Source organism: Streptosporangium brasiliense (genome assembly GCF_030811595.1).
Classification (GTDB): Bacteria; Actinomycetota; Actinomycetes; order Streptosporangiales; family Streptosporangiaceae; genus Streptosporangium; species Streptosporangium brasiliense.
The window spans coordinates 2,855,459-2,881,589 of the sequence record NZ_JAUSRB010000002.1; the positions used below are offsets into that span (position 1 = coordinate 2,855,459).

28 protein-coding genes are annotated in these 26,131 nt (G+C 72.4%); 14 read left to right on the top strand and 14 right to left on the bottom strand.

What is annotated here, in order from left to right:
- Window positions 1-190: 190 nt before the first annotated feature.
- The 8 genes from J2S55_RS21895 to J2S55_RS48635 form a co-directional block, all read right to left on the bottom strand.
- On the bottom strand, window positions 191-667 hold the full coding sequence (locus tag J2S55_RS21895) for a GNAT family N-acetyltransferase (protein WP_306864060.1): 477 nt from the start codon (window positions 665-667) through the stop codon (window positions 191-193).
- A 173-nt stretch (window positions 668-840) separates the two neighbouring features.
- Complete coding sequence (gene cysS, locus J2S55_RS21900; protein WP_306864062.1) at window positions 841-2,220, bottom strand: cysteine--tRNA ligase; 1,380 nt, start codon at window positions 2,218-2,220, stop codon at window positions 841-843.
- A 41-nt stretch (window positions 2,221-2,261) separates the two neighbouring features.
- The gene (locus tag J2S55_RS21905; RefSeq protein ID WP_306864064.1) at window positions 2,262-4,109 is read right to left on the bottom strand and encodes a sigma factor-like helix-turn-helix DNA-binding protein; all 1,848 of its coding nucleotides are present in this window, start codon (window positions 4,107-4,109) and stop codon (window positions 2,262-2,264) included.
- A gap of 49 nt (window positions 4,110-4,158) precedes the next feature.
- Complete coding sequence (locus J2S55_RS21910) at window positions 4,159-6,216, bottom strand: UvrD-helicase domain-containing protein (protein WP_306864067.1); 2,058 nt, start codon at window positions 6,214-6,216, stop codon at window positions 4,159-4,161.
- Window positions 6,217-6,219: 3 nt separating this feature from the next.
- On the bottom strand, window positions 6,220-8,391 hold the full coding sequence (locus J2S55_RS21915; protein ID WP_306864071.1) for an ICP22 family protein: 2,172 nt from the start codon (window positions 8,389-8,391) through the stop codon (window positions 6,220-6,222).
- A gap of 111 nt (window positions 8,392-8,502) precedes the next feature.
- Entirely contained in the window at window positions 8,503-9,279 is a 777-nt protein-coding gene (locus J2S55_RS21920) for a class I SAM-dependent methyltransferase (protein WP_306864074.1), read from the bottom strand.
- Between the two features lie 105 nt (window positions 9,280-9,384).
- Window positions 9,385-10,431 (bottom strand): ABC transporter substrate-binding protein, encoded by a 1,047-nt coding sequence (locus tag J2S55_RS21925; RefSeq protein ID WP_306864076.1) that lies wholly within the window; start codon window positions 10,429-10,431, stop codon window positions 9,385-9,387.
- Window positions 10,432-10,557: 126 nt separating this feature from the next.
- The gene (locus tag J2S55_RS48635; protein WP_442480490.1) at window positions 10,558-10,776 is read right to left on the bottom strand and encodes a putative acetyltransferase; all 219 of its coding nucleotides are present in this window, start codon (window positions 10,774-10,776) and stop codon (window positions 10,558-10,560) included.
- Between the two features lie 109 nt (window positions 10,777-10,885).
- Between J2S55_RS48635 and fdxA the strand changes: the two genes are divergently transcribed.
- The 3 genes from fdxA to J2S55_RS21940 all read left to right on the top strand — a co-directional run bounded on the left by fdxA (window position 10,886) and on the right by J2S55_RS21940 (window position 13,089).
- Window positions 10,886-11,212, top strand: coding sequence for a ferredoxin (gene fdxA, locus J2S55_RS21930; protein ID WP_306864079.1), 327 nt, complete (start codon window positions 10,886-10,888; stop codon window positions 11,210-11,212).
- Window positions 11,213-11,326: 114 nt separating this feature from the next.
- Entirely contained in the window at window positions 11,327-12,406 is a 1,080-nt protein-coding gene (dapC, locus tag J2S55_RS21935) for a succinyldiaminopimelate transaminase (protein WP_306864082.1), read from the top strand.
- Window positions 12,407-12,417: 11 nt separating this feature from the next.
- Window positions 12,418-13,089 (top strand): DUF4178 domain-containing protein, encoded by a 672-nt coding sequence (locus tag J2S55_RS21940; RefSeq protein ID WP_306864085.1) that lies wholly within the window; start codon window positions 12,418-12,420, stop codon window positions 13,087-13,089.
- Here the strand turns inward: J2S55_RS21940 and J2S55_RS21945 are convergent.
- Window positions 13,086-13,910 carry a hypothetical protein gene (locus tag J2S55_RS21945; protein WP_306864088.1) on the bottom strand — a complete coding sequence of 275 codons (825 nt, stop codon included), beginning with the start codon at window positions 13,908-13,910 and terminating at the stop codon, window positions 13,086-13,088. The two genes, J2S55_RS21940 and J2S55_RS21945, sit on opposite strands and share 4 nt — an antisense overlap.
- Window positions 13,911-14,035: 125 nt before the next feature.
- On the opposite strand from J2S55_RS21945, the gene J2S55_RS21950 reads away from it, so the two are divergent.
- Window positions 14,036-14,920, top strand: a complete 885-nt coding sequence (locus J2S55_RS21950; protein WP_306864090.1) for a 2,3,4,5-tetrahydropyridine-2,6-dicarboxylate N-succinyltransferase — start codon at window positions 14,036-14,038, stop codon at window positions 14,918-14,920.
- Between the two features lie 4 nt (window positions 14,921-14,924).
- Here the strand turns inward: J2S55_RS21950 and J2S55_RS21955 are convergent, their stop codons facing one another.
- Window positions 14,925-15,221, bottom strand: a complete 297-nt coding sequence (locus J2S55_RS21955; RefSeq protein WP_306864092.1) for a hypothetical protein — start codon at window positions 15,219-15,221, stop codon at window positions 14,925-14,927.
- Between J2S55_RS21955 and dapE the strand changes: the two genes are divergently transcribed.
- The 3 genes from dapE to J2S55_RS21970 all read left to right on the top strand — a co-directional run bounded on the left by dapE (window position 15,220) and on the right by J2S55_RS21970 (window position 17,887).
- The gene (dapE, locus tag J2S55_RS21960; RefSeq protein ID WP_306864094.1) at window positions 15,220-16,281 is read left to right on the top strand and encodes a succinyl-diaminopimelate desuccinylase; all 1,062 of its coding nucleotides are present in this window, start codon (window positions 15,220-15,222) and stop codon (window positions 16,279-16,281) included. The two genes, J2S55_RS21955 and dapE, sit on opposite strands and share 2 nt — an antisense overlap.
- A 214-nt stretch (window positions 16,282-16,495) precedes the next feature.
- Complete coding sequence (locus J2S55_RS21965) at window positions 16,496-17,290, top strand: LOG family protein (RefSeq protein WP_306864096.1); 795 nt, start codon at window positions 16,496-16,498, stop codon at window positions 17,288-17,290.
- A 9-nt stretch (window positions 17,291-17,299) separates the two neighbouring features.
- Complete coding sequence (locus J2S55_RS21970) at window positions 17,300-17,887, top strand: LOG family protein (protein WP_306864098.1); 588 nt, start codon at window positions 17,300-17,302, stop codon at window positions 17,885-17,887.
- Here the strand turns inward: J2S55_RS21970 and J2S55_RS21975 are convergent.
- On the bottom strand, window positions 17,864-18,163 hold the full coding sequence (locus J2S55_RS21975) for a hypothetical protein (RefSeq protein WP_306864101.1): 300 nt from the start codon (window positions 18,161-18,163) through the stop codon (window positions 17,864-17,866). The two genes, J2S55_RS21970 and J2S55_RS21975, sit on opposite strands and share 24 nt — an antisense overlap.
- Window positions 18,164-18,204: 41 nt before the next feature.
- On the opposite strand from J2S55_RS21975, the gene J2S55_RS21980 reads away from it, so the two are divergent.
- Both J2S55_RS21980 and J2S55_RS21985 read left to right on the top strand, forming a co-directional pair.
- Complete coding sequence (locus J2S55_RS21980; protein ID WP_306864103.1) at window positions 18,205-18,855, top strand: hypothetical protein; 651 nt, start codon at window positions 18,205-18,207, stop codon at window positions 18,853-18,855.
- A complete protein-coding gene (locus tag J2S55_RS21985; protein WP_306864106.1) occupies window positions 18,852-19,409 on the top strand; it encodes a DNA-3-methyladenine glycosylase I in 558 nt (185 codons plus the stop codon). The genes J2S55_RS21980 and J2S55_RS21985 overlap by 4 nt, the downstream gene beginning before the upstream one ends.
- A gap of 76 nt (window positions 19,410-19,485) precedes the next feature.
- Here J2S55_RS21985 and J2S55_RS21990 read toward each other — a convergent pair whose 3' ends face one another.
- A complete protein-coding gene (locus tag J2S55_RS21990; protein WP_306864107.1) occupies window positions 19,486-20,268 on the bottom strand; it encodes an enoyl-CoA hydratase-related protein in 783 nt (260 codons plus the stop codon).
- A gap of 13 nt (window positions 20,269-20,281) precedes the next feature.
- On the bottom strand, window positions 20,282-21,064 hold the full coding sequence (locus J2S55_RS21995; RefSeq protein WP_306864110.1) for a PaaX family transcriptional regulator: 783 nt from the start codon (window positions 21,062-21,064) through the stop codon (window positions 20,282-20,284).
- 189 nt (window positions 21,065-21,253) lie between these two features.
- Between J2S55_RS21995 and J2S55_RS22000 the strand changes: the two genes are divergently transcribed.
- Together J2S55_RS22000 and J2S55_RS22005 are read left to right on the top strand one after the other, a co-directional pair.
- The gene (locus J2S55_RS22000) at window positions 21,254-21,421 is read left to right on the top strand and encodes a DUF3117 domain-containing protein (RefSeq protein ID WP_012894793.1); all 168 of its coding nucleotides are present in this window, start codon (window positions 21,254-21,256) and stop codon (window positions 21,419-21,421) included.
- 176 nt (window positions 21,422-21,597) lie between these two features.
- A complete protein-coding gene (locus J2S55_RS22005; protein ID WP_306864119.1) occupies window positions 21,598-23,064 on the top strand; it encodes a leucyl aminopeptidase in 1,467 nt (488 codons plus the stop codon).
- On the opposite strand, the gene J2S55_RS22010 is transcribed toward J2S55_RS22005, so the two are convergent.
- Window positions 23,054-23,704 carry an O-methyltransferase gene (locus J2S55_RS22010; protein ID WP_306864123.1) on the bottom strand — a complete coding sequence of 217 codons (651 nt, stop codon included), beginning with the start codon at window positions 23,702-23,704 and terminating at the stop codon, window positions 23,054-23,056. The genes J2S55_RS22005 and J2S55_RS22010 overlap by 11 nt on opposite strands.
- A gap of 171 nt (window positions 23,705-23,875) precedes the next feature.
- Between J2S55_RS22010 and sigE the strand changes: the two genes are divergently transcribed.
- The 3 genes from sigE to J2S55_RS22025 are packed head-to-tail and all read left to right on the top strand — an operon-like array spanning window position 23,876 to window position 26,101.
- The gene (gene sigE / locus J2S55_RS22015) at window positions 23,876-24,508 is read left to right on the top strand and encodes an RNA polymerase sigma factor SigE (RefSeq protein ID WP_306864126.1); all 633 of its coding nucleotides are present in this window, start codon (window positions 23,876-23,878) and stop codon (window positions 24,506-24,508) included.
- 52 nt (window positions 24,509-24,560) lie between these two features.
- A complete protein-coding gene (locus tag J2S55_RS22020; RefSeq protein WP_306864129.1) occupies window positions 24,561-25,091 on the top strand; it encodes an anti-sigma factor family protein in 531 nt (176 codons plus the stop codon).
- A complete protein-coding gene (locus J2S55_RS22025) occupies window positions 25,088-26,101 on the top strand; it encodes a sigma-E factor regulatory protein RseB domain-containing protein (protein WP_306864132.1) in 1,014 nt (337 codons plus the stop codon). Before J2S55_RS22020 ends, J2S55_RS22025 begins: the two co-directional genes overlap by 4 nt.
- Window positions 26,102-26,131: the final 30 nt, after the last annotated feature.

Consider the following 26,131-nt stretch of genomic DNA (forward strand, 5'->3'; position numbering starts at 1 on the left):
TACGGCCGGAACCTCACAAAGACCTCCTATGCGGCGTGCTCGATCAAGTTTGGCAGCACCGAGGAGGGGGAAACACCGCTTCCGACTTACCGGCCGGGGATCTCCACGACCACCACGTGATGACCGGCCCGCCGGAGGGCGGGATCCCCGGCCGGGCACGCGGCCGGCCGGGACCGGCGGCGGCCCCGGGTCACAGCGCCGTCTCCAGGACCACCGAGCGCACCGCGAAGCCGTTGCGCTCGTAGAAGCGCACGGCCGCCTCGTTGCCGGCGTAGGACGTCACCCCGGCGTACTGCGCCCCGCGGTGGCGGGCCCACGCCCTGAACTGCTCCACCAGGCCGGCCCCGATCTTCTGGCCGCGGTAGGCGGGCCGCACGTAGACGCTGCCCAGCGTCGCCACCGTGACCGGACGCATCGGGGTGGGCCCGGAGACCGAGCCGGTTAGGTGGCCGACGGTCCGGCCGCCGTCGTCGGCGACCATCACCAGGCGCCCCGGGTCGGTCAGGGCCTCGGCGAACCAGGCCGGGCCCCGCTCGGCGGGCCAGTTGACGTTCAGGGTGGAGTCACGGGCCCCGGCGTCCTCGGCGAAGAGCGCGGAACTGCAGGCCACCACTCCCTCCAGGTCGGCAACCGTGGCAGGCCGTACGACAACGCCAGTCTCACTCATGACCGGGACGCTATCGGCCGCCACCGACATTAACCGCGATCCGCCCCCGTCCCGCCGGAAAGGTGCCCGCCGTGCCCGCCGCCCCCCGTCCCGCCTGACAGGTGCCCGCCGCCCGCCATGCCCGCCGCCCGCCATGCCCGCCGCCCGGCGTGCCCGCCGCCCGCCGTACCCGGCTACGACCAGGTCTGGCCCTGCGGGGTGTCGGCGACCCGCACGCCGAGGTCGGCCAGGTCGTCGCGGAGGCGGTCGGAGACGGCCCAGTCCCCGGCCTCGCGTGCCCGCAGGCGCCGCTCCAGCAGCTCGGCGGCGCCCGGCGGCAGGCTCCTGGACCTGCCGATGTCGGCCGACAGGTCCAGGCCGAGGATCTGGTCCAGGTGCAGGAACGCCTCGAACCGGGAGCCGGGGGCGATCGAGCCGTCGCGCTCCAGCTCGCGCAGCAGGCGCAGGGCCAGCGGGGTGTCGAGGTCGTCGTCGAAGGCGGCCTCGATCCGGGAGACGTGCCCGGCGGGCATCGGGCGGCTCGGCGACTCCGACCACTCGGCGACGTGCGAGCGCCAGCGCCGCAGGGTCCTGTCGGCGGCCCGGAGCGTGTCCCAGGTGAGGTTCATCTGCTGGCGGTAGCGGTGCTCCAGCAGCGCCAGCCGTACGGCCAGCGGGTCGAGGCCCGCCTCGACCACGTCCTGGAGCAGGACCACGTTGCCGGTGGACTTGGCCATCTTGCGCCCGTCGAACAGCAGGTGCTCGCCGTGGACCCAGTGCTCGACCACCTCGCGCCCGGCGGCGGCGTCGGACTGGGCGCGCTCGTCCTCGTGGTGCGGGAAGCGCAGGTCGATCCCGCCGGTGTGCACGTCGACGCGCTCGCCGAGGAAGCGCAGCGACATGGCCGAGCACTCGATGTGCCAGCCGGGGAAGCCGCGGCCCCAGGGGGCCTGCCAGGTCATCTCGCGGTCGGCGGGCTTCCACAGGGCCCAGTCGGCGTGGAAGCGCTTGCGGGGGTCGACGCCCTCGACCCGGTGGCCGGGCCTGAGCCGGTCGAGCCGGTTGCCGGAGATCTCGCCGTAGGACGGGAAGGAGGTCGCGTCGTAGAAGACCGACCCGTCGGGTGTCGGGTAGGCGTGCCCCTTCTCGATCAGCTTGACGATCAACTCGATCATCAGGTCGATCGTCTCGGTGGCCCTGGGGGAGTGCTCGGGCGGCCGGATGTTCAGCGCGGCCGTGTCGGACAGGAAGGCCGCCTCGTGGAACCGTGCGATCTCCAGCCCGCTCCGGCCCTCGGCCCGCGCCTGGGCCAGGATCTTGTCCTCGCCGCCGGGATCGATCTCGGCGTCGTCCACCAGGTGCCCGACGTCGGTGATGTTGCGGCAGACGACCACCCGCACCCGCTGCCGTTCGCTGACCCGCCTGATCAGATCCGACAGCACGTACGACCGGAAGTTGCCCAGGTGGGCGTGGCGGTAGACGGTCGGCCCGCAGGTGTACATCCGCATCGACCGGGCCCCCTCGGGGAGGACCGGCTCGACCTGGCGGTGCCGCGTGTCATACAGCCGTAGCATCCTTCGACCCTATTCTCCACCGGGGTCCTTGAGGAAGATTCTCAGGCGGGGCCCTCCAGGAAGGCGAGGATCTCCCGGTCGCCGCGGTCGCGCAGGCGGGCGATGACCTCCTCGCGGGTGCAGCCGTCGGCCAGGCCGATCCGGGCGCCGATCAGGCGGATGCCCTCGGCCTCGGAGGCGACCGGGGCGGTGTAGCCGATCAGGTAGAGGGCCCGGTTCAGGGCCGGCAGGCCCGGGGCCGCGGCGGGCAGGTAGCGGGTCAGGAGCTCGCCGCCGTCGGAGACCGTCAGGAAGACGTGATCCCCCTCGGAGGCGTTGGAGGCGACCAGGATCGGGCGGATGGAGCCCATGGTCGGCTGGTTGTGCCAGCTGATCACCACGTCGCCCGACGGGGTGGAGGCGGTGAGCTGGCCCCCGGGGGCCATGCCCAGGTGGGCCGCGAAGCCGGTCGGCAGCGGGGAGCCCGAGCCGCGCAGGTGCTCGGCGTTGACGTCCACCCGGTGCCACCAGCGCCCGTCGCGGCTGCGGAAGCAGCGGCGGGTCGCCGAGACGTCGCGGCGCGGCTGGTAGTCGGCCTGCTCGGCCCCGGCCACCCGGATCCACCCGCGCTGGGTGCGCTCGAAGCCGGGCCCGCCCGCGTAGGCGCGGACCGAGCTCTCGCTCACGTCGTAGCGCGAGGTCAGGTTCGTCACGATCGTGTTGACCGACGCCTCGCCGTTGGACCGTTCGATCTCCCGGACGATCATCTCCCTGATGCCCAGGTACTGCTCGCCGCCCCAGCGCGACAGCCCGTACTTGTTGCGGTCGAGCCGGAGGAAGCGGTCGTCGGCGGTGAGCTGGTTGCGGATGCCGACGAGGCTGTAGTCCTCGCCGATGCGCTCCTGGATCTCCTCGGGCGTCAGCGCGCCGCCCGCCACCGCGAGCACGGCCTCGGCCTTGTCGTTGACGCTGCGCGGCCACGGCACCACATGGCCTTCGAGGACCCGGAGCTGGGGCACGGCGATGAGCCACCGCTCGGCCACGTCCTCGCGGATGCCGAGCTGGCTGACCAGCGTGACGGCCTCGTCGAGAGGGCGCGGCCCGTCGGTGAACAGCTGCCGGGTCTTCTCCCGCAGCTCGTCGGCGCCGCCCGCCACCAGCCAGCCGTCCACCTGGTCGTAGCCGGTCAGCAGGGTCCGCACGAACCGCCAGGCCGGGATGCCCAGCGTGGCCATGTCGGTGCGGTGCCACGGCACCGCTGCGGCCAGGTCGTCGGCGGGCACCGCGGAGCCGAGCCGGCCCCGCAGCCAGGACACGTGGGCGACCAGCGGCGCGGCGTCGTCGCCGGCCAGCCAGGACTCGACGTGGTCGCGCAGGTCGCGCTCGATCTGCCGGATGCGCTCCCTGGTCACCGAGAACCGCTGGGCCAGGTCGTCGAGCGTGGCCCGCTGCGAGGCGTAGAGGCGGTCCCTGGCGATGGCGCGCTGGCGCTCGTCCAGGGCCGCGAAGACCTCGTCGATCAGCTCGGGCAGCGGCCGGTCCGGCCGGGAGGGGCGGACCTGGGCGACGCTCTCCTCGGTGACGGGTTCGAGCAGCCGTTCGAGCACGCCGGTGAACAGCTTGTGCACCACCTCCCGGCCGAGCCCCTCGGGGGTGCGGACGCTCTCGGCCGGGTCGGCGAACCTGAGCAGGGGCAGGACGTCGCCGAGTGTCAGATGTCCCCAGCAGGCCAGGGCGAGATCGGCCAGACGTCCGGCGACCTCTGAGGTCCCGATGGTGGAGCAGGCCCGGTCCAGCGGAAGTGCCTGCCACCACGCCTCGGGGAGACGGGGGTCGGTTGCGATCGGCGCTACCTGGCCGGGAGAGGTCCAGCGCAGGGGTGGCGCGATGTCGCTCAGGCTGAGGTTCATTGGGGTCCAACCGGCAAAGGGGAATATATCCGCAGTTCAGAGTATGTGATCAGGTAGGAAGGAACGGACTGGCCCGTCCGGAGTAGGAGACGTACAGCAGTTCTCTGGCCCGGGTGCAGGCCACGTAGAGCAGGCCGCGCTCGCGCTGGAGGTCGTGCGCCCGCGCCGAGGGGTCCTCGTCGGCGGGGGTGAGCGAGTCGGGAGGCGGCACGGTCCCGTCGGCCACGCCGATCACGGCGACCCGCCGGAACTCCAGGCCCTTCATGCCGTGCAACGTCGTCACTCTCACCCCCAGATCACGCAGGGCGGACCGGGCCTCGCGCACGAGGCCGGCGGTCCTGGCGGCCACCCCGATCTCCTGCGGCGGCACACCCTCCTCCACCCACTGTCCCACTTGTGTGGCCAGACCGGTCAGCTCTTCCTCCGGTGAATCGTAGGCTCGGACCATCGGCCGGTGCCCGTGCCGGGTGGCCTGGAAGCCGTACAGCTCCTGAACCCCCTCCACCAGCCCGTCGGCGGGTCCGCCACCCCGCAGTCGCACCCCCCAGGAGAGGATCTCCTGCGGAAGCCGGTATGACACCTGAAGCCGGCGTTGGACCGCGTCGATCCCGACGGAGCCCAGCGACACCCGCGTGTCGAAGATGCGCTGGTGCGGGTCGCCCACGACGAACAGGTCGTCGCGGGCGTGCGGCACGGCCGCGCGCAGCAGCCGCCACTGCGCGGGGTGCAGGTCCTGCGCCTCGTCCACCACGATGTGCCGGTACGGCTCCCGCCTGGGCGCCGTCTCCTCCAGCAGGTCCCCAGTCGTCTGGCCCAGGAGCGCCGACGCCTCGGCCGTGAGCTGGAGCAGGGTGCGCTTGCCGCGCTCCCGCAGCTGCCCGGTGACGTGCTCGACGGCCCGCCACACGGCGGTCCGCTCCGGACCGGTGAGCTCGACGCTGCGGCCGGGGCGCGGGGCGGTCAGATACTCCTCCAGGGTCCGGAGGTTCTGCGCCAGCACCACCTGCTCCCACTCGCGCAGCAGGAACGCCGGGCTGTGGCCGGTGTCGGTCTCCTGCCAGAGCGCGGTCAGCTCGGCGGCGCCGGCCAGCACGGGCGAGCGGCCCTCGGACTCGGAGACGATGCGGTGGGCCAGCCGGTCCACGTTGCCGACCTCGACCCGCTTGCGCGCCGTCTCGTCCTCGATCAGCAGGTCGAGCCGGGCGGCGAGATCGGCGCTCAGCCCCTGCGAGAAGGTGACGAGCAGGATCTGGCCGCCGCCGCGCTCGGCCAGGAAGGCCGAGCGGTGCAGGGCGACGAGGGTCTTGCCGGTGCCCGCGCCGCCGGTGACCAGCATCGGCTGCTCGTAGGACTCCCAGCGGGCCAGACGGTGCTGCGGCGGATGCAGGAACACGCACCAGTCCGGCGCGTCGAGCACGTGGTTCAGCTCGCGCGGGCTGCCGACGAAGACGGCGCGGTCCGGGCTGCGCACGAGCGCGGCGGCGAAGTCGTCGGGGTCGACCGGGTCCCCGGTGGCGGCGACCGCGCGGCAGGCCTCCAGCTCCCGCCAGGCCCCGGCCATCGACTCGCCCCTGGCCAGCGCGGCCAGCGGCCCGTACTGCGTCGGGGGCAGCAGCGGCTCCAGCGCCTCCAGGATCAGCTCGTCGGTGATCTGCCGGACGAGCGGCAGGAACCGCCGGTCGATGCCCAGCTCGGCCAGGTCGGTGTCACAGGTGTCGGCGAACAGCCGCGCCGGGGAGGACTCGGCCGCCCTGCGCACCGCGGGTCCGACCCGCTCCAGCGCCGCGGTGTCCCACACCTCGACCACGCCCAGCGCGCTGTTGACGCCGTAACGGTGGCGCCGCGCGTAGGCCCACGCCTCGGCGTCCGGCAGCACGGTCAGCAGCCAGTAGACGTCCCGCTGCTTGACCGCGACGCCGCGGTGCCCGGCGGCCAGGCGGAGGGTGACGAGCCGGGGGTCCCCGGCCCCCCTGACCCGCTCCGGGTGCGGCGCGCCCGCCACGTTCTGCATGAACCGGCGCACGGCGACGACGACGTCCCGGCGCACCGGCTGGGTCAGGGCGCCGAGTTCCGCGGGGAACTCCGGGGAGATCGCGATTCGGGGCATCGGCTAGGCCAGCAGGGACAGCAGGTCGCGGTCCCCGCGTTCCCGCAGCCGGACGAGAAGGTCGGGCAGCCCCACCGGGCCCGTCATGCCGATCCGGGTGGCGATGACCCGGCCGGCCTGCTCGGGGGTGCCGCCCGGCGCGGTGTAGCCGACCAGCCGCAGCGCCTGCGCGGTCGGCTCGACCCCCTTGCCGGCGGCCGGCAGGTGCCGGGCGCGCAGGACCCCCTCGTCGGACAGCGTCAGGAACAGGTGGCTGCCCTGCTTGGCGCCCACGTCCGCCAGGAGCGTCCTGAGCGACTCCACGACGGGCCGCTCCCGCCAGCTCAGGGTGAGCTCGCCCACCGCGCTGGTGACCGTACGGCCGCCGCCGGGCGACATGCCCAGGTAGGCGGCGAACCCGCTGGGCAGCGGGCACTCGGCCCCCTGGAGGTGCTCGGGGGTGATGTCGATCCTGAGCCACCAGCGGCCGTCCGGCTGCCGGAAGCAGCGCCGGGTCAGCGAGACGTCCTTGAGGGGCCGGAACGGCGCCTTGCCCGCCTCCCCGCCGGGCGGGCCGGAGGATCTGCCGGGCAGCTCGGCCTTCTCGACGCTCATGGTCCTCTCGGCGCTGCCGGCCTTCTCCGGACCCTTGGCCTTCTCGGCGCTCTTGACCTTGGCCGCCGAGCCGTTCGCCCGCTGACCGGCGCCCAGGATGCGGAGCTGGGGGACGTTCTCCAGCCACTCCTTCGAGACCTCGGGGTGGATGCCGAGGGAGGTGACCAGGGCCAGGGCCTTGGTCATGGTCAGCGGGGGCTTGGCGCCGCTGATCACGTCGCGGGTGTGGTGGCGCAGCTCGGTGATGTCGCCCTCCACCAGCCACTCGTCGACCAGGTGGTATTCGGGGAGGCTGGCCAGCACGAACTGCCAGGCGGGCACGTCGAGGGAGTGGAGCTCGTGCTCGTGCCAGTCGGCCGCCGTGATCAGGCGCGTCTTGGGCGCCGCCTTGCCGAGGACCCGCTTCACCTCGGCCAGGTGCTCCCGGTAGGGGGCGGCCTCCTCGGAACCGAGCCACGCCGCGAACCGCAGGCGCAGGTCGTCCTCCAGCTCGCGGATCACCTCGGGCTGCACCGCGAAGAGCTTGGCCAGCGCCTCCACCGTCGCCGGTTCGTCGCTGAACAGCCTGTTCTGCGCGATGGCCCAGCTCTTGTCCTCCAGGTTGGCGAAGGCGCCGTCCACCAGCGCGTGGACGCTCTCCGCGGGCCGCCGGGCCTCCCGGCCGACCCCGGCGGACGCCGCGACCGGCTCCTGGTCCGCGTCCGGCTCCCGACCCGGGTCCGGATCCTGGTCCGGCTCCCGGCCCGGGGCGGGGACCTCCTCGGACTCCAGCGCGGCCCGGGCGGCCGGCACGGCGGCGTGCGGAGCGGGGGCGTCCCCGGCCTCCGGCACGGCTCCGGCCTCCGGCGAGTCCCCGGCGTCCGGCAGGGCTCCGGCGTCCGGCGAGTCCCCGGCGTCCGGCAGGGCTCCGGCGTCCGGCGCGGGCACGCGCTCCGGCTCCTGGTCGGCCGTGGGCTCCGTCCCGGCCGCGGGCTCCCGGCCGGCCACCGCTGCCGCCGCCGGCTCCGGGGCGGTCGCGGGCTCCGGCCCGGCGGGCTCCGGCTCGGCGGCGGGCTCCGGCCCGGAGGTGAGGGCCGCGGCCCCGGCCGGGGCCGCGCCGGCGGCCTCCTGGTGCTCGGCGCCGCGCCCGGCCGCTGCCGCCGCCGCGGCGCCGTTCACCGGGGCCGCGGCGCCGCCGGGGTGGGCCACGCGGTGGAAGACCGCGGCGAACAGGACGTTCAGCACGGGATAGGGCTGGATGAAGGGCTGGTCGCGCAGCTCGTGCCCGGTGAGGGAGAGCAGGCCGGCCCAGGAGCCGGCCCGGTCGAGGGCGATCGCCGTACAGGGCTCGTCGGCCTCGTCGGGGTCCAGGACGTACAGGGCGGGCAGCACGTCGCCCACGGCGGCGGCCGGCCAGTGCTCCAGGGCGATCCGGGCGAGGATCTCGGCCAGTTCCTCCGGCTCCAGCACGGCGAGCACCCGGGCCATCGGCAGGCTGCGCCACCAGGCGTCCGGGAGACCGGGCCGGTCACGCAGGAGTGGGATCGTGGCCGCGTCGCTCCAGCGCAGCGGCGGCACGAGGTCACTCAGACAGAAGTTCATCCGTTCCCTTCACCAGCCCCTCAAGCCGCCCGAGTCACTCCACGTCGCCGGGGAACGAGACTCATGGAACAGACCATAGTCTGGCAAATCGCCCCGGCGCATCGGGTCCGGTCAGCGGCGTACGGCCGCGAACCGGAGCCGCACGTAGTCGGCCATCCACCCGGTCTCCCGGCGCAGCGCGGGCGCGGCCAGCTCGTTCACCCGGCGCAGCAGTGATTCGGCCAGCTCCACGGGCACTCCGTGGAGCAGCGAGCCGGCGAACATCCGCACCCAGTCCGCCGCCCCGTTGGGGCATTCGTCAAGCGGGGTCGGCCGGTCGAAGTACTCCAGCAGCCGGACGACGAACCCGCCTTTCTCCAGCCGCGTGGCGTATTCGGCCGGAGTGGGGAAGTACCAAGGGAGGTCGGGCTCGCGCAGCCCGTGCTCCCGCCACGCGGTGGACAGCGCGGCCGTCAGCGCGGCGCAGTTGCCCGCGCCGCCCATCTCGGCCACGAACCGCCCGCCGGGGGTCAGTGCCTCGCGCACGCTGGATATCACCGCGTCCGGCTCACGCCCCATCCAGTGCAGGGCCGCGTTGGAGAAGACCGCGTCGTACGGCTGGGCGACCGTGAAGTCACTGCCGTCGCCGACGATGAAGTCCAGCCCCGGATACTGCGCCAGGGCCTTCTCGATCATCGCCGGGGATCCGTCGATCCCCAGGACGCGGGCCCCCCGGGAGGTGATCTCGGCGGTCAGCACCCCGGTGCCGCAGCCGAGATCCACGATGCGCTCCCCGGGCTGGGGGTCGAGCAGGTCGACCAGGGGGGCGCCGTGCGCCGAGACGTATCCGAAGCCGCTGTCGTAGGAGCGAGCGTTCCACCTCGTCAGGCCCGGGGCGTCGTATCGCATGACGATCAGCTCACATTCTGAGACGCCACGGCCTCTTATCGGTGCTCTCCAGACACTTTAGAGCCTCCGGGATGTCGCGACATATCAGTCTCGGCAGCCTCAGGGTTATCCGACCTTCCCACCCCACGCACGCTGGAGGTACGCCTTGGCGGCGTCGGTCTGCGGAATGGTCAGCATCACCGGCCGGGCGTTCGTGGCGGGCAGCCTGGCGGCGAGATCCCCGTCCAGCGCGCCCCGCATCCGGAGGGCCTCCATCCGGGCCGGCCGGGCGTAGCCCTTGAGGAAGAGGTTCTGGCCCCTGTCGGAGAAGAGGAACTCCTGCCACAGCCGCGCGGCGGCCGGGTGCGGGGCGTTCTTGCTGATGGCCTGGACGTAGTACGCGCTGAGCGCGGCGTCGCCCGGGATCGCGACCTTCCAGCCCGCCCGCCCGGCGTTGCGGTAGTCCCAGTCGAGGACGACCGAGGCCGCCTGCTCCGAGGCCGCGAGGTTGCCGGCCCGCTTCAGGCGGTGGAAGAACTCCACCCCCCGCTCCGCCTGGGCCCTGCCGTTGCTGAGCGAGGCGGCCATCACCCCGTTGAAGGCCGAGGCGGCCTGCCGCGGGTCGCCGGACAGCGAGACGCTGTAGCCGGGCTTGAGCAGGTCGCCGTAGGAGGTGGGGGCCGCGACCTTGCCCGGGTCGTAACCGATGGACATGTAGCCCCCGTAGCCGGCGTACCACCGCCCGGCCGGGTCCTTGAGCTCGTCGGGGATGTCCTGCCAGTTCTGGACCTTGTACGGGGCGAAGGCGGCGGCGTTGGCCACCGCGACCTCCAGGCTCAGGTCGAAGACGTCGGGCCTGAGCCGGGCCGCGGACTCGATCTCCCGCCGGCTGCTCGCCTCCGGCTCCAGCTGGTCGACCTTGATCCCGTACTCCTCGGAGAAGGCGTCGATGATCTCTCCGTAGTTCACCCAGTCGCGCGGCAGCCCGATCACGGTGAGCGAGCCTTCCTTGCGGGCCGTCTCGACGAGGTGGTCCATGGTCGAGAACCCCTCCTGAAGGGAGGCGGCCTGGGGCTTGGCCGGCGGAAGCTGGCGGTTCTCGGTGGCCGGGGCGCCACACCCGGCGATCGTGGCGGTGAGAATCACGGCTGCGGCGCTGATGCGTACGGTCACATGTCGAATACTCTTGGTGAAGGCGGGGCGGGTCGAGGAGGCGCGGCCTTTCTTGGTGAACGGCTTACACCCGGACGGAGCGGGCCGCCGTCCCCACCGGCCGGGCCGTGACCTGCGCGGTCGGGCTCAGCCCGGGACGACCTTCGCCGCCACGAGGGTGTCCTGGGGGATCTCGACCAGGCTGCCGTCGCGCTTGCGCACCCCGAGCACGCCGTCCCGCCAGAATTCGAGTTGGCCCACCGCGTCGCGAAACCCTTCTGGAACCCGCCGCCGTGTGGTTACTCTTTTGCCCACGTCAGAAGGGGTTATGGTGATATTTAGGCGAGCGCCGAGGCCTGGGTTCACCGTCTTTTGCCCCCTCCCGTTTCGGACATTTGGCGGGCACGGCAATACTAGGGCGTAGCAACCCGCGGTCGAAGTCGTGCCTAGGTGCGTAAAAAAGAAGGAGCCCGAGGTGACCTACGTCATCGCGCAGCCTTGCGTGGACGTCCTGGACAAGGCGTGCATCGAGGAGTGCCCCGTCGATTGCATCTACGAGGGCGAGCGCATGCTCTACATCCACCCCGACGAGTGCGTGGACTGCGGTGCGTGCGAGCCAGTCTGCCCCGTTGAGGCGATCTTCTACGAGGACGACCTTCCCGAGCAGTGGAAGGACTTCTACAAGGCCAACGTGGACTTCTTCGAGGACCTGGGGTCGCCCGGTGGCGCCTCCAAGGTCGGCAAGATCCAGAAGGACCACCCGGTCGTCGCGGCCCTGCCCCCGCAGGCCGAGAGCCACTAGGAGCCCGGCCGGGCGGGGCGGCGCGCACTGAGCCGCCCCGCCCGGCCGGAGCCCGCTGACAAGACGTCTTCCCCCTCCCGGCCGGGGCGGGGGACCTGCCTATCGGGGAGAGCTGTGATCGGCCTGCCGGATTTCCCATGGGACCGACTCACGCCGCTCAAGGAGCTGGCGCAGTCGCATCCCGACGGGATCGTCGACCTCTCGGTCGGCACCCCCGTCGACCCGGTCCCGGCCGTCGTGCGGCAGGCGCTGGCGGAGGCCGCCGACAGTCCCGGCTACCCGCTGACCTACGGCACCGAGCGGCTCCGCTCCGCCGCGGCGGGCTGGCTGCGCCGCCGGCACGGGGTGAGCCTCGACCAGGCGGACGTGCTGCCGCTGATCGGCTCCAAGGAGTTCGTGGCCTGGCTGCCGACGCTGCTCGGCATCGGCCCCGGCCAGCGTGTGATCTTCCCCGAGCTGGCCTACCCCACCTATGACGTGGGGGCCCGGCTCGCGGGCGCCCAGCCGTACGCCACCGACGGGCTGCTGGCGCTCGGGCCCGAGCGGGTGCCGCTGGTCTGGGTGAACTCGCCGTCCAACCCGACCGGCAAGGTCCTGCCCGCCGAGCACCTGCGCAAGATCGTCTCGTGGGCGCGCGAGCGGGGCGCGGTCGTGGCCTCCGACGAGTGCTACATCGAGCTGGGCTGGGAGGAGCGGCCGATCTCGATCCTGCACCCGGACGTGTGCGGCGGCTCGCACGAGGGCCTGCTCGCGGTGCACTCGCTGTCCAAGCGCTCCAACCTGGCGGGCTACCGCGCCGGGTTCGTCGCGGGTGACCCGGCGCTGATCCGGCGGCTGCTGGAGGTCCGCAAGCACGCGGGCATGCTCATGCCGGCGCCGGTCCAGGCGGCGATGGCCGTCGCCCTGGACGACGACGAGCACGCCGAGGAGCAGCGGGCCCGTTACGCCGCCCGCCGGGCGGCGCTGCGCCCCGCCCTGGAGGCGGCCGGCTGGGAGATCGAGCACTCCACCGCGGGCCTCTACCTGTGGGCCTCCAACGGCACGGACTGCTGGAAGCAGGTGCGGGCGCTGGCCGACAAGGGGATTCTGGTGGCACCCGGTGACTTCTACGGAGAAGCCGGTGGGTCACATATCCGGATCGCCGTGACCGCGAGCGACGAACGCGTCAGTGCGGCGGTCCGCCGCCTCCAGTAGGATCCCGCGGCATGACCCCTGAGGTCGCCGCGATACTCGGACTCAGCGCAGTGACGCTCGTCCTGTTGCTCGGCGCGTTCTACGCGACCACGCGCCAGGACAGGAAACCGCGCAAGCCCGAGCCGCCCGGCGATACCCCCCTCCAACCGGCCGAGGACGCGCAGCCGCCGCCCCAGCCGAGCATGGGCCATGTCGGCATCGACTACCCCGATCCTCGTACGATCAAGGTGGGCGACACGATCGACTGCCAGGGCGCGCGGACCCGCGTCCTGGGCGCCATGTACCTGTCGTGGCAGGGCACCCAGTGGACGGAATACCTGCTCGACGACGGCACCCGCCGCTACCAGTGGCTGTCGGTCGAGACCCGTCCCGGCCTGAAACCGGGCGACCCGCCCCATCTCGAGGTGCTGCTGTGGACGCCGGTGCCCACCCAGGGCATGATCCCGGCCAAGACCACGCTGAGTGTCGAGGGGGTCGAGTTCTTCCCGGTGGACCGCGGGACGGCGGCCTTCCGCGGGGAGGGCGTCACCTCGATGCCCGAGCGGGGCCTGCTCGACTTCGCCGACTACCGGGCCGCCGACGGCCGCCTGCTCTGCTTCGAGCGGCTCCAGGGCCAGCCCTGGAGCTCCTCCTACGCCCAGCCGCTCCCGCCGGGCTCCATCAAGATCGAGAAGAAGGGCTAGGAGATCTCGACCCGGCCCGCCGGGGCGCCCGCGTCGGCCTTCCACCCGCCGTCGTCATCCGTCGACGACCAGACCTGGCCGTTGTAGCGGACCCGGCTCAGCCCGAACTCTCGGGCATGGGTGACCGACCAGGTGGACATCAGCCAGCCGTGCTTCTGCGAGGTGGCGTTGAGCGTGGTGCCGGAGCCGAGCGCGCGGGCGAGCTCCTGCCTGGCCGCGGCGGCGCCGGGGAGGGGCGTCTTCCCGGTGGGGGCCGGGAACCAGCAGCGCACGGCCTTGGGCACCCGCCCCGTGAACGCCGCCGCCAGGATCTTCGCCTCGCCCTCGTGCTGGGCGTAGGCCGACCCGTCGGCCGAGCGCTGCACCTCCTGGGCCGCCTCGTGCAGCGGCAGCTTCCGGTAGTGCTTGACCTTCACCAGGGCGGAGAAGAACTTCCCCGCGGCGTAGACCGGGTCGATCAGCTGACTGGGCTTGCCCCAGCCCTGCGAGGGCCGCTGCTGGAACACCCCGACCGAGTCGCGGTCGCCGAAGGGCAGGTTGAGCAGCTTGGACTCCTGGATGCCGGTGGCGTAGGCGATCACCACGGCCCGCTCGGGCAGCTTCCGGCGGGCGGCCACCGCCGCGATGGCCGAGGCCACCTGCGCCTGCTCGATCTCCAGCTCGATGGAGCCCGCCGGGGTGGTGATCGTGCAACCCTCCTGCTGTGCGGTGAACGAGGTGACCCGGTTCAGCAGGGTGAACAGGCCCACGGTGATGGCCGCCGCGAGCACGGTGACGATCACGAAGATCGTGATGACCCCTTTGGAGAAGCGCCGTTGCACCCTGAAGAACCTACCGGTCCCGGGCAGGAGAAGAACCGCCGGAGATTCTCGGCATAATCCCGAAGCCGGACGGTCGCCCTCTGTTATCGTTCCACAGGTCCCGCGGGCCGGGCCTGTCCGCCGCGATGCCCGTCCGGCCTGGCGAGAAGCCGCTTTCGCGTGGGAGCGGAGGAGTCACGATCCAGACCCATTCCAGCCCGCTGCCGGCGGCTGTCGACGAGCTGTGGGAGCGCCGGGCCGAGCTGGGCCCCGGCGACGACGAGGCGCGGAGCGTCGTCGTCGCCGCCGTCGACATGATCGACACCGGCAGGGCCAGGGCCGCCGCCGTCTCCTCCGCCGGTGAGGTGGTCGTGGACGAGCGGGCCAGGCGCGCCGTCCTGCTGGCCTCCCTCGTGCTCGGCATGTCCCGCTCCCAGGTGGGTGACTTCCACCACCACGACCGCGTCCCGCTGAAGACCTCCTTCGACGGTGTCCGCGTGGTGCCGGGGGCGATCGCCCGCTGGGGCGCCTACATCGCGCCCGGCGCCGTGCTGATGCCCTCCTTCGTCGACATCGGCGCCCACGTGGGCGCCGGGACCGTGGTGGACACCTGGGCCGCGGTCGGCTCGTGCGCGCAGATCGGCGAGAACGTCCACCTGTCCGGCGGGGCGGGCGTCGGCGGGGCGCCGGAGCCCCTGAGCGCGGCCCCGGCGGTCGTCGAGGACGGCGCGCTGGTCGGGAGCCGCGCGATGATCGTCGAAGGGGCCCGGGTGGGCAGGGGCGCCGTGGTCGGCGCCGGCACGATCCTGTCCGCCTCGACGCCGGTCATCGACGCGCGGACGGGCGAGGAGCTGGACCGGGGCCGCATCCCCGACTGGTGCGTGGCGGTCGGCGGCACCCACGCCAGGGAGTTCCCCGGCGGCACCTTCGGGCTGCCCTGCGTGCTGGTGCTCAGACGCCTGCGTGAGGGGCGGCGGCACGGCAGGGCGGAGCTCGACGGGATCCTCCGCGAGCACGGCGTCAACGTGTGAGGCGTCAGCCCACGAGGAGCCAGACGACCCCGCGCCGCGCGGGGAAGAGCTGTTCCAGCTCGGCGAAGCTGTGGCCCGGCCCCGCGGCCGGCGCCGGGTCGTGGCCGGTGTGCGTCAGCTCGGCGAGCATGGCCCGCTGCCGCCGGACGGCCGCCTCCTCCCTGGCCAGGTCGGTGTCCGGATCCGCCGGAGCCTCGCGCAGTTCCGATGCCGGGCCGAGCGTCCGGTCGGCGCGGCCGGCTCGCTGATGCGCGACGCGCCCTCCAGCGGAACCCGCGGGCGGGGATAGGGTCGCGGGCATGAGTACGCGTCTGGATCTCACACAGGACGTCGGGGCGCTCACCGCGCGGCTCGTGGACGTCGAGTCGGTCAGCGGCGGCGAGAAGGCACTGGCGGACGCGGTCGAGCAGGCACTACGGCCTCTCCCGCACCTGAGCGTGCACCGCGACGGCGAGGCGATCGTCGCCCGCACCGAGCTGGGCCGCGGCGAGCGGGTGGTGATCGCCGGGCACATCGACACCGTCCCGGTCGCCGGCAACCTGCCCAGCCGGGTCGAGGGCGACCTGCTGTACGGCTGCGGCACCTCGGACATGAAGGCCGGCGTCGCGGTCGCGCTGAAGCTGGCGGCGGCGCTCCGGACGCCGAGCAGGGACGTGACCTACGTCTTCTACGACTGCGAGGAGATCGAGGCCGAGCGCAACGGCCTGCTCCGGCTCAGCCGCAGGCACCCGGACTGGCTCGCCGGTGACTTCGCGGTGCTCATGGAGCCCACCGACGGCGTGATCGAGGGCGGCTGCCAGGGCACGCTCCGGGCCCAGATCACCACCCGCGGCAGGCGAGCCCACAGCGCCAGGTCCTGGCTCGGGGTCAACGCCGTCCACGCGGCCGAGCCGGTGCTCGCGATCCTGAACGCCTACCAGGCCAGGCTGCCGGTGGTGGACGGGCTGGAATACCACGAGGGCCTGAACGCGGTGGCGATCGACGGCGGCGTGGCGGGCAACGTGATCCCCGACGAGTGCGTGGTGACCGTCAACTACCGCTTCGCCCCCGACCTGTCGCTGGAGGCCGCCCAGGCGCACGTGAGCGAGGTGTTCGACGGCTTCGAGGTCCGCTTCACCGACGGGGCCGCGGCCGCGCGGCCCGGCCTGACCCATCCGGTGGCGGCGGCCTTCCTGGAGGCCGTCGGCGGCACCCCGAGGGCCAAACTCGGCTGGACCGACGTGTCGCTGTTCTCCGGCCTCGGGGTCCCCGCGGTGAACTACGGTCCCGGCGACCCGAATCTGGCGCATCAGCGCGGGGAGTACGTCTCACTGAAGAAGATCGCCGATTGTGAGCGCAGAATGCTCGGCTGGCTGGGCTGACACCGCCGCGACCGGCCGTCTGACCTGGGCGTATCGGCCGCCTGGTCCGGACACAAATGAAAGTGGCTTTCCTCGCCGGCCATTTGGCGGGGAAAGCCACTTTCAGTCCCGAGCAGCACCCTCGGCAGTTAGACGCAGGCTCCGCGAAATCCGGTTCCGTGTTTTCCAGGAGATTTTCCAAGATTTTTCCGAAGGCGGCGCTACGGTGACCGGCATGAAGAAGACACGTCCGGAACGCCGTCAGGGAGGCGCCGTGGTCCGCGGCGACCTCGTCTCCGAATCCACTCATGACCAGCGGCTTCTCGACCGCCGGGGGCCCGCCGACTGGCTGCACATGGACCCGTGGCGGGTGATGCGCATCCAGGCGGAGTTCGTGGAGGGCTTCGGCCAGCTCGCCGAGCTGCCTCAGGCGGTGACCGTCTTCGGGTCCGCCCGGACCCCCGAGGGCACCCCCGAGTACGAGCTGGGCGTCCAGATCGGCCGGAAACTCTCCGAGGCGGGCTACGCCGTGATCACCGGCGGCGGGCCCGGCTGCATGGAGGCGGCCAACAGGGGGGCCAGGGAGGCGGGCGGGGTCTCCGTCGGCCTGGGCATCGAGCTCCCCTTCGAGCAGCACCTGAACGAGTACGTGGACCTCGGCATCGAGTTCCGCTACTTCTTCGTCCGCAAGACCATGTTCGTGAAGTACGCCTGCGGCTTCATCGCGCTGCCGGGCGGTTTCGGCACGATGGACGAGCTGTTCGAGGCGCTGACGCTGGTCCAGACGCGCAAGGTCACCTCCTTCCCCGTGGTGCTGATGGGCACGGAGTTCTGGGGCGGGCTGATCGGCTGGATCAAGGACACCCTCGTGTCCAGCGGCAAGATCTCCCCGGCGGACCTGGACCTCGTCCACCTCACCGACGACGTGGACGAGGCCGTGCGGATCATCGCCGACGCCGACCGGAACAGGGCCGAGCGGCTCAGGGAGGAGCAGCGGGCGGCCCGGAACACGGTCGGCGACGCACAATAGGGTTTGCCTGTGTTCATATGTGTATTCCTGGCATCGAGTCAGAAGATCGATCAGAAGTATCTGACCCTGGCCGAGGAGGTCGGCACCGAGCTGGCCGGCCGCGGGCACACGCTGGTGAGCGGCGGGGCCAAGGTGTCCTGCATGGGCGCGGTGGCCCGGGCGACACGCGCGGGCGGAGGCCGGACCATCGGGGTGATCCCGCAGGCCCTGGTGGACATCGAGGTCGCCGACGAAGACTCCGACGAGCTGGTCGTCACCACCGACATGCGTGAGCGCAAGGGCGTCATGGACGCCCGCTCCGACGCCTTCCTGGTGCTGCCCGGCGGCATCGGGACGCTTGAGGAGCTGTTCGAGATCTGGACGGCGCGGACGATCGGCCTGCACGACAAGCCGCTGGTGCTGCTGGACCCATGGGGTGTCTACGCGCCGCTGAAGACCCTGGTCGAGCGGATGCACGAGGAGGGCTTCACCCGGCCGAACGTCTTCGACGCGATCTCCTGGACCACCACGGTCGAGGAGGCGTTCCAGCACCTGGAGAAGAGGACCACGCACCTGGTGCCGAGCGCCGAGGAGCTAGGCGAGGCCACGGCGGGTTAGCGCGGGCGGACGCCGCCCGGCGAGGGACTCGGTCATCTCGACCGCCAGCCGTACCTGGTCGGGGCGGGTGGTGCGGAAGACCCGGGCGCCGGCCCAGGCGCAGATCGAGGCCGCGGCGAGCTCCGCGGCCTCCCGGTCGTCCCCGGCCAGCGCGGCGGGCGTGACGGCGACGGTCCGCCCGGCCCGGACGAGCTCCTCGATCTCGGTGATCGAGTGGGCCTCGGCCCAGTCCGGTCCGCCCGGGTCGTCGGGGCCGATTACCGCGAGAGCTGTCATGGCGCGATCCTAGATCAGGGGAGTTGTGGCACGATTCGTATGTGCTGGTCATACTCGCTCTCGCCGCCGTAGCCATTCTCGCGGGTGTGGTGGTGGTCGCCACGGGGCGGGGCGGCGAACTGAGCGAGTTCGCCCCCGACGTCCCTCCGCTCGACCTGCCCGGCGCCGGTCAGCTCGGCGCCGCCGACCTCATGAGCCTGCAACTGCCGGTGAGCCTCGTCGGCTATCACACGCAGAGCGTGGACGAGACGCTGAACCGGGTCGTGAACGCGCTGGGCGAGCGCGACACCAGGATCGCGGTCCTCGAGCAGCGGGTGTCGGAGCTGCTGGCCTTCCGGCTCCAGGCCCGCAAGGAGATCCACGCCGGCCCGCCGGACGGCCCGCGCACCAACCACGAGCCCGAGGGGCCGATGGAGCTGCCCGAGCTGTCCGAGGCGCTGCCGGAGTCCCTCGCCGACCGCGACGCGGCCACCGACCGCGACCGTGACGCGGCCGCCGCCGACCGTGTCCGTGACGCCGCCGACCTCAACGGTGAGGCCGACCTCAACGGTGAGGCCGATCTTGACGGTGAGGCCGGCCGCGACGGTGAGGTGGGCCGCGACGGCGACCGGGGAGGCGGCTGGGAGCACCGCCCGGATGACGGCTGGGAGCGCGACCGGCCGGGCGTGCCGGACTCGGAGGAGGCACGATGACCGGGCACACGCAGCCCGTCCGCTGCGGCTGGGTGAGCTCGGCCCCCGAATACATCGCCTACCACGACGAGGAGTGGGGCCGCAGGGTCGAGGGCGACGACCGCGTGTTCGAGCGGCTCACCCTGGAGGCGTTCCAGTCCGGCCTGTCGTGGATCACGATCCTGCGCAAGCGGGAGAACTTCCGGGCCGCCTTCGCCGGGTTCTCGATCCCGGCCGTGGCGGCCTTCGGCGACTCCGACGTCGACCGCCTGCTGGCCGACACCGGGATCGTCCGCAACCGGGCCAAGATCGAGGCCACGGTCGCCAACGCGCGCGCCGCCCTGGAGGTCGACCTGTCCGACCTCGTCTGGCGCCACGCCGACCCCGACTCCACCATGCCGAAGACCCTGGCGGACGTGCCGGCCCAGACCCCCGGCTCCAAGGCGCTCGCCAAGGAGCTCAAGTCCCGTGGCTTCCGGTTCGTCGGCCCCACCACCGCCTACGCGCTGATGCAGGCCATCGGGCTGGTCAACGACCATCTGGCCGACTGCTGGGTGCGCGACTCCTGCCGGTGACGCCCGGCGGGCCGGGGGCCGGTGACCCGTCGCCCGCGCGGCGGCGCCGGACGGCACCGGCGGCGCCGGGCGGGACCTAGCGACCCTCGAAGACGGGACGCTCCTTGTTGAGGAAGGCGCGGGTGGCCTTCAGGTGGTCGCCGGTCTTGGCGCAGGCGTCCTGGAGGTCGGCCTCCATGGTCAGGGCGTCGGCCAGGGAGCTGCTGGCGGCATACTCCAGGGCGCGCTTGGTGGCGGCGTAGGCGCTCGTCGGACCCTGCGCCAGCCGTACGGCCAGCGCGCGGGCCGCGGCGGCCAGCTCGTCGGCGGGGACGACCTTGGAGACGACCCCGAGCTCCAGCGCGCGGGCCGCGTCGAAGGGCTCGCCGAGCAGCAGGAGCTCGGCCGCGCGGGCCGGGCCGACCAGGCGCTGCAGCGTCCAGGAGGCGCCGGAGTCGGGGGCCAGGCCGATGGCGGTGAAGGCCATCGCGAACTTCGCCCTGTCGGCGGCGATCCGCAGGTCGCAGGCGAAGGCCAGGGAAGCGCCCGCGCCCGCGGCGACGCCGTTCACCGCCGCGACGACCGGCTTGCCCATCTCGGTGATGGTGCGGATGATCGGGTTGTAGCGCGTGCGCACGGTGTCGTTCAGGCCGCGGCCCGCCTCCAGGTTGGCGGCGTGCTCGTTCAGGTCCTGGCCCGCGCAGAAGGCCCGGCCCGCCCCCGTCAGCACCACCGCCCGCACGCTGTAGGCCTGCGAGGCCATGGTCAGCGCCTCAAGGAGGCCGGCCTTCGCCCGTTCGGTCAGCGAGTTCATCGCCTCCGGCCGGTCGATGGTGATGGTGGCGACGGCGTCGTCGACGGAGTAGAGAACGTCGTTCAACGGAAGGCTCCTTCTACGGATCGGTGAGATGGCGGTCGACGAACGCGGCGGCGCGGGGGAGCAGCCGGGCCGCCTCCTGCTCGAAGTATGCTCTGGCCTTCTCACCGGGCCAGTCAGGCGGCAGGAGGTCGGCGGGGAGCCCGGGGTCGCGGAACAGGAAGTTGCGCCAGCCGTGCAGCAGCCTGCTGCGGGTGGCGAACACCTGGTCGTCGGCGGCGTCGCGGGGCAGCGCGTCGATCAGGTCGACCGCCTGGGCCAGCCACTTCTCGTAGGCCGCGCCGATGCCGTCAAGGTCCCACGTCCGGGCGACCAGCGCCCTGGGGTCGCCGTCGAGCATCGCGTCGAACCGGTCGGCGCGGACGTCCTCGGCGGCCAGGAGCGGGCCGAGCTCGGGGGAGGGGCGCGGGCCTATCCAGGTCGTCTCCGACAGCGGGGCGTATCCGAGGAAGGCGAGGTCGGCCTTGAGCCGGTCGCGCCGGGGCCGCTCGCGCACCGGCTCGACCACGAGCACGTGCCACCGGCCCGTCCAGGTGATCGTCCCAACTCGGTAAATTCTCGACGCCGTCTCGTCGAGACGGCGCACGCACTTGGGGGTGACCTCGTAGCCGGGGCCCTGGGGCAGGCGGGCGGGGACCAGCCAGCCCTGCCGTACCATCCGCGAGACGGCGGTGCGGACGGCGGGAGCGGCGATATCCAGAGGTGCGAGCAGCCGCACGAGGGCGGCTACGGACGCGCGACCGCCCCGGGACCGCAGGTGGTCCCCGTACAGATCGAACAGAGCGGCGCGGGCGTTCACGAGGACAAGTTTGGCCGTCTGAAGGGTCTCGGACAACGGTCTTGATTGCCCGATGAGTCGATGCTGGGGCTGATCGTTCCCATTCCCAGCGCGGAGACGGGATAATAGGACATCACAGAAGACGTGAATGCGTCGGCCACCCTCGGGTCAGTCGGAGATCCGGAGCCCGAAGCAGGAAGGGATACACGCATGGCGGCTATGAAGCCGAGGACCGGTGATGGTCCGCTGGAGGTCGTCAAAGAAGGCAGGGGAATCGTCATGCGGGTCCCTCTGGAGGGTGGCGGCCGGCTCGTCGTCGAACTCTCGGCAGACGAAGCCAGTGCCCTTGGTGAGGAATTGAAGAAGGTCGTCGTCTGATCCCGATCTGAGATTCAAGCGGTGTGGCCGGGTCTTTTCGATCTTGCTTGGAGCGCGCGACAGCCGCTACGGCCCACGCGACCGCGACCGATGAACACGGCCCTGGCCGTCGGACCGCCCAACGGCGGCTCGCGCCAGGGCCGCGGTGTTCTCCCCGGATGATGACTGGAGTTCGCATGCCCATATCGCCCTATTCACTACTGCCTCGCACTCCTTACGGGCAGGGTCTGTCCGCCGGAGCGGTCTCCCGAGAGGGCGGGGGCGCCGAGAGCCCCGCCGCCGAGGACGCCCGGCTGCTCGCGGTCCCCTTCGGGGCCGACCTCGCGCCCGAGGTGGAGCTACCGCTGCCCGCCGCCGCGCTGCTGGCCCACTACGAGGCCAAGGGGGAGGCCGGGGAGATCGTCGACGTCCCCGTCGCCAACGGCGACGCCGTCGGCCGGGTGCTGCTCTACGGGGTGGGGGACGGCTCGGCCACCGCCCTGCGCAAGGCCGGCGCGGCGGTGGCCAGGCGGGGCAAGGGCAAGGACGCGATCAGGGTCGTGCTGCCGGAGGGGCCGGTGGCCGCGTTCGTGGAGGGCGCGCTGCTGGCCACCTACACCTTCCGGATCGGCGAGGCGAAGTCCACGCCGGTGGCGCTGGTCGAATTCGTCGGCGACGGAGCCGAGGCCGAGATCGCCAGGGGAGAGGTGGTCGCCAGGGCCGTCGCGCTCGCCAGGGACCTGGCCAACATGCCCTCCTCGGTGAAGACCCCCGCCTGGCTCGCCGAGCGCGCCCTGGAGCAGGGCGTCACCGCGAAGGTGTGGGACGAGCAGGAGCTGCGCTCCGGCGGGTTCGGCGGCATCGTCGCCGTCGGCCAGGGTTCGGTGAGCCCGCCCCGCCTGATCCAGCTCTCTTACGAGCCCGAGGACGCGACCGGGCACGTGGTCCTGGTCGGCAAGGGCATCACCTACGACACCGGCGGCCTGTCGCTCAAGCCGACCGAGGGCATGAAGTTCATGAAGACCGACATGGCCGGTGGCGCGGTCGTGATCGCGGTCCTGGGCGCGCTGGCCTCCCTCGGTGTGCGGGTCAGGGTCACCGGCCTGATCGCCGCCGCCGAGAACTCCTTCTCCGGCACGGCCCAGCGCCCCTCGGACGTGATCACCCAGTACGGCGGGCGGACCGTCGAGGTGCTCAACACCGACGCCGAGGGCCGCCTGGTGATGGCCGACGCGCTGGCCTACGCCGACGCCGAGCTCGACCCGGACGTCATGGTGGACATCGCCACGCTGACCGGGGCGATCGCCATCGCCCTCGGCAAGGACCTGGGCGCCGTCTTCGCCTCCGACGACGATCTGGCCGCCGAGCTGACCGCGGCGGGCGAGAGCACCGGCGAGCGGCTCTGGCGGATGCCGCTGATCGACGACTACGTCCCCGCCCTCGACTCCAGCGTGGCCGACCTGGCCAACATCGAGGTCGGATCGTCCTACGGCGCGGGCTCCATCACCGCGGCGCTGTTCCTGCGCGAGTTCACCGGCAAGCGGCCGTGGGCGCACCTGGACATCGCCGGGGTCGGCCGCAGCAGCGCGGACGAGGGCGTCTTCAGCAAGGGCGCCACCGGCTATGGCGTGCGCCTGCTGCTGGAGTGGCTCTCTAGTCGGTGAGTTTGACGGCGGCCAGGATGCCGTCGCCGAGGGGGATCATCAGCGGGCGGAGCCGTTCGTCGGCCCGGACCAGCTTGCCCAGCTCCCGTACGGCGACGGTGTCCGGGTCGCGCCGGGCGGGGTCGGCGACCCTGTTGTGCCACAGGGTGCCGTCGAAGACCACGATGCCGCCGGGGCGCAGCAGGCGGACGGCCTCGGCCAGGTAGTCGCCGTACTCATGCTTGGCGGCGTCACAGAAGACCAGGTCGTAGCCGCCGTCGGACAGGCGGGGCAGGACGTCCAGGGCGCGGCCGGTGATCAGCCTGATCCGGCCGCCGGAGAAACCCGCCTGGGCGAAGCTCTGCCGGGCCAGGCGCTGGTGCTCCGGCTCCACGTCCACGCTGGTGAGCGTGCCGTCCTGGCGCATGCCACGGAGCAGCCACAGGCCGGACACGCCGCAGCCGGTGCCGATCTCCACGACCGCGCGGGCGTTGACGGCGGTGGCCAGGAAGCAGAGGGCGGCGCCGCCGCCGGGCAGGATCGGGGGCGCTCCCACCTCCGCGCCGCGCTGACGCGCGGTGAGCAGAATCTCGTCCTCCGTGTGGAACTCTTCGGCATAGGCCAGAGTGGCCTCCAACGGACTTGTCGGCGTCTCTGCCATCGGCCTCTCCTCCCGCTTTCTCCGTACACAGTCATATAGGCACTGGGTCGCAGCCTAAGGGAGGCAGGCCCGATCGGGAACTCATGTCACGCCCGGTGCGTTGCACGGTTTAAGCGGCCTTTGCCGGTCCTGAAGGTAGTGAGTGCGCACGAAGGGACGAAACCAGGCACTATGGCGATAGCGGTGGTCCCGGAGAGAGGAGTGCTGGTGGAGGATTCCGACCACCAGACGGATGCTCCCATGTCTGACTGGACGCCTCCCACCTGGGAGGAGGTGGTCAGGAATCACTCGGCACGCGTATACCGGCTGGCCTACCGGCTGACCGGCAACGTGCACGACGCCGAGGACCTCACCCAGGAGGTGTTCGTCCGGGTCTTCAGGTCCCTGTCGAACTACACGCCAGGCACCTTCGAGGGCTGGCTGCACCGCATCACCACCAACTTGTTCCTTGACATGGCGCGGCGCAAGCAGCGCATCAGGTTCGAGGGGCTCGCCGACGACGCGGCCGAGCGGCTGCGCGGGCGCGAGCCGTCCCCCGCCCAGGCGTACGACGACACCCATCTGGAGCCGGACATCCAGGCGGCACTCGACGCGCTCGCGCCCGAGTTCCGCGCGGCCGTTGTCCTGTGTGACATCGAGGGGCTGTCCTACGAGGAGATCGCCGCCACGCTGGGCGTGAAGCTCGGCACGGTCCGCAGCCGCATCCACCGCGGCCGGGCGCAGTTGCGCGAGGCGCTGGAGCACCGCGCGCCCCGCGGCGACCAGTTCCCCCCGACCGCCACCCGCGGGGAGGGATTCGCATGAGAGACCACAGTCATGACGAATGTCACGACGGGCCGCTTGGCAAGGAGTGGGCATGAGTCATCTTGGAGAGCGTGTTTCCGCACTGGTCGACGGTGAGCTCAATCACCATGAGCGCGACCGTGCCCTGTCACATCTGACCTTCTGCGCGGACTGCCGGGCCGAGGTCGAGTCCGTGCGGGCGTTGAAGAGCCGGTTGCGATCTCTGGACGGGCCGGCGATGCCCGCCGACCTGACGATGTCGTTGCTGCGGATGGCCGAGCCCGGCGGCCCGTTACCGCCGCGTGAGCGGCCCTTCCCGACCTCGCGGACGTTCGGCGGCGCGCCGATCCCGAGCATGCACAGCATCGCGCCGCCGGACAACCGGCCCCGGGGCCGCGCCGGAGGTCCCCGCCGGGCGAGGCGGGCGGGCTATGTAGCGGTGGGCGTCGCCTCCGCCGCCGTGGCGATCGGCACGCTGTTCGTCGTGGGCGGCTCCGAGCCCGGCCCGCGCGTCGTGCCGCCGGTCGACATGTTCGCCAACCAGCACCGCAACACCGCGCCCTACGGAGGGTCGGCGACGCCGACCTTCTCGCCCACTCCGTGATCCGGCTGCCCGTCACCGTCGTCCTCGCGGCCGTCATGCTGCTCGGACTGGTGATGGGCGGTCCGGCGCACGCCGTCCAGCCGGACGAGTCCGACAGCGACGACACCGGCCTGCACCTGCTGCGCGAGGCGGCCGTCGCGGGCCGTGCCCGCGGATACTCCGGCACCCAGTACGTCACCGCCTGGGGCCGTTCGGCCGCGGTCTCCTCGGTGCTGGAGGTCCGCAACGTCCCCGGTGAGGGACTGACCGTGCACGCCCAGCCGTCGGGCCTCCTGCAGCGGGTGGACCCCGGCACCCCCGCCGGCGGCATGTCCACCCCCTCCGAGACCATGCTGGAGGTGCTGGCCCGCAACTACCGGGTCGTGGCCGTGGGCGAGGGGCGCGTCTGCGGCCGGCCGGCCCGCCTCGTCCACGCCGTGCGGGCCGACGGCACGGTCGCCGCCCGCTACTGGCTCGACGAGGCCGGGGGGCCGGTGCTGCGCCGGGAGCTCCTCGACGGCCGCGGCAGGGTCGTCCACGCCGGCGCCTTCGTCGACCTGACCCTCGATCCGGCGCGGCAGGTCGCCACCCCCGCGCTCGCCGCCGGGGGGTTCGATCTCGGGCGGACACCCGCCCTGCGCGCCCGGGGCTGGCGTTTCCCCGACCTCCTGCCCGGCCGTCTGGAGCTGTTCGCCGCCCACGACGCCTCTCCTGGATACTTGTATCTGGGATATTCGGATGGCTTGTCAGTCGTGTCGGTCTTCATCCAGCCTGGGGTGCTTGATGAAGAACGGCTCCGCGGGTGGCATGCTCGACAGCGCAACGGGCATACGATCTGGATCCGGGACTCAGCCGAGCAGGAGACGATCTGGGCGAGTGGGGGTCATGTCTACACCGTCTTCGCGGACGCTCCGGCCGACATGGTCGACGCCGCCGTCGCGGCGCTGCCGCACGAGCCCCTGCCCAGCCTGTGGACACGGCTCGGCCGGGGCGCCGACCGTCTCCTGTCCTGGGTCAACCCCTTCGGGTAAGGCGCGCTTTACATCTCTCGTATCCCACTC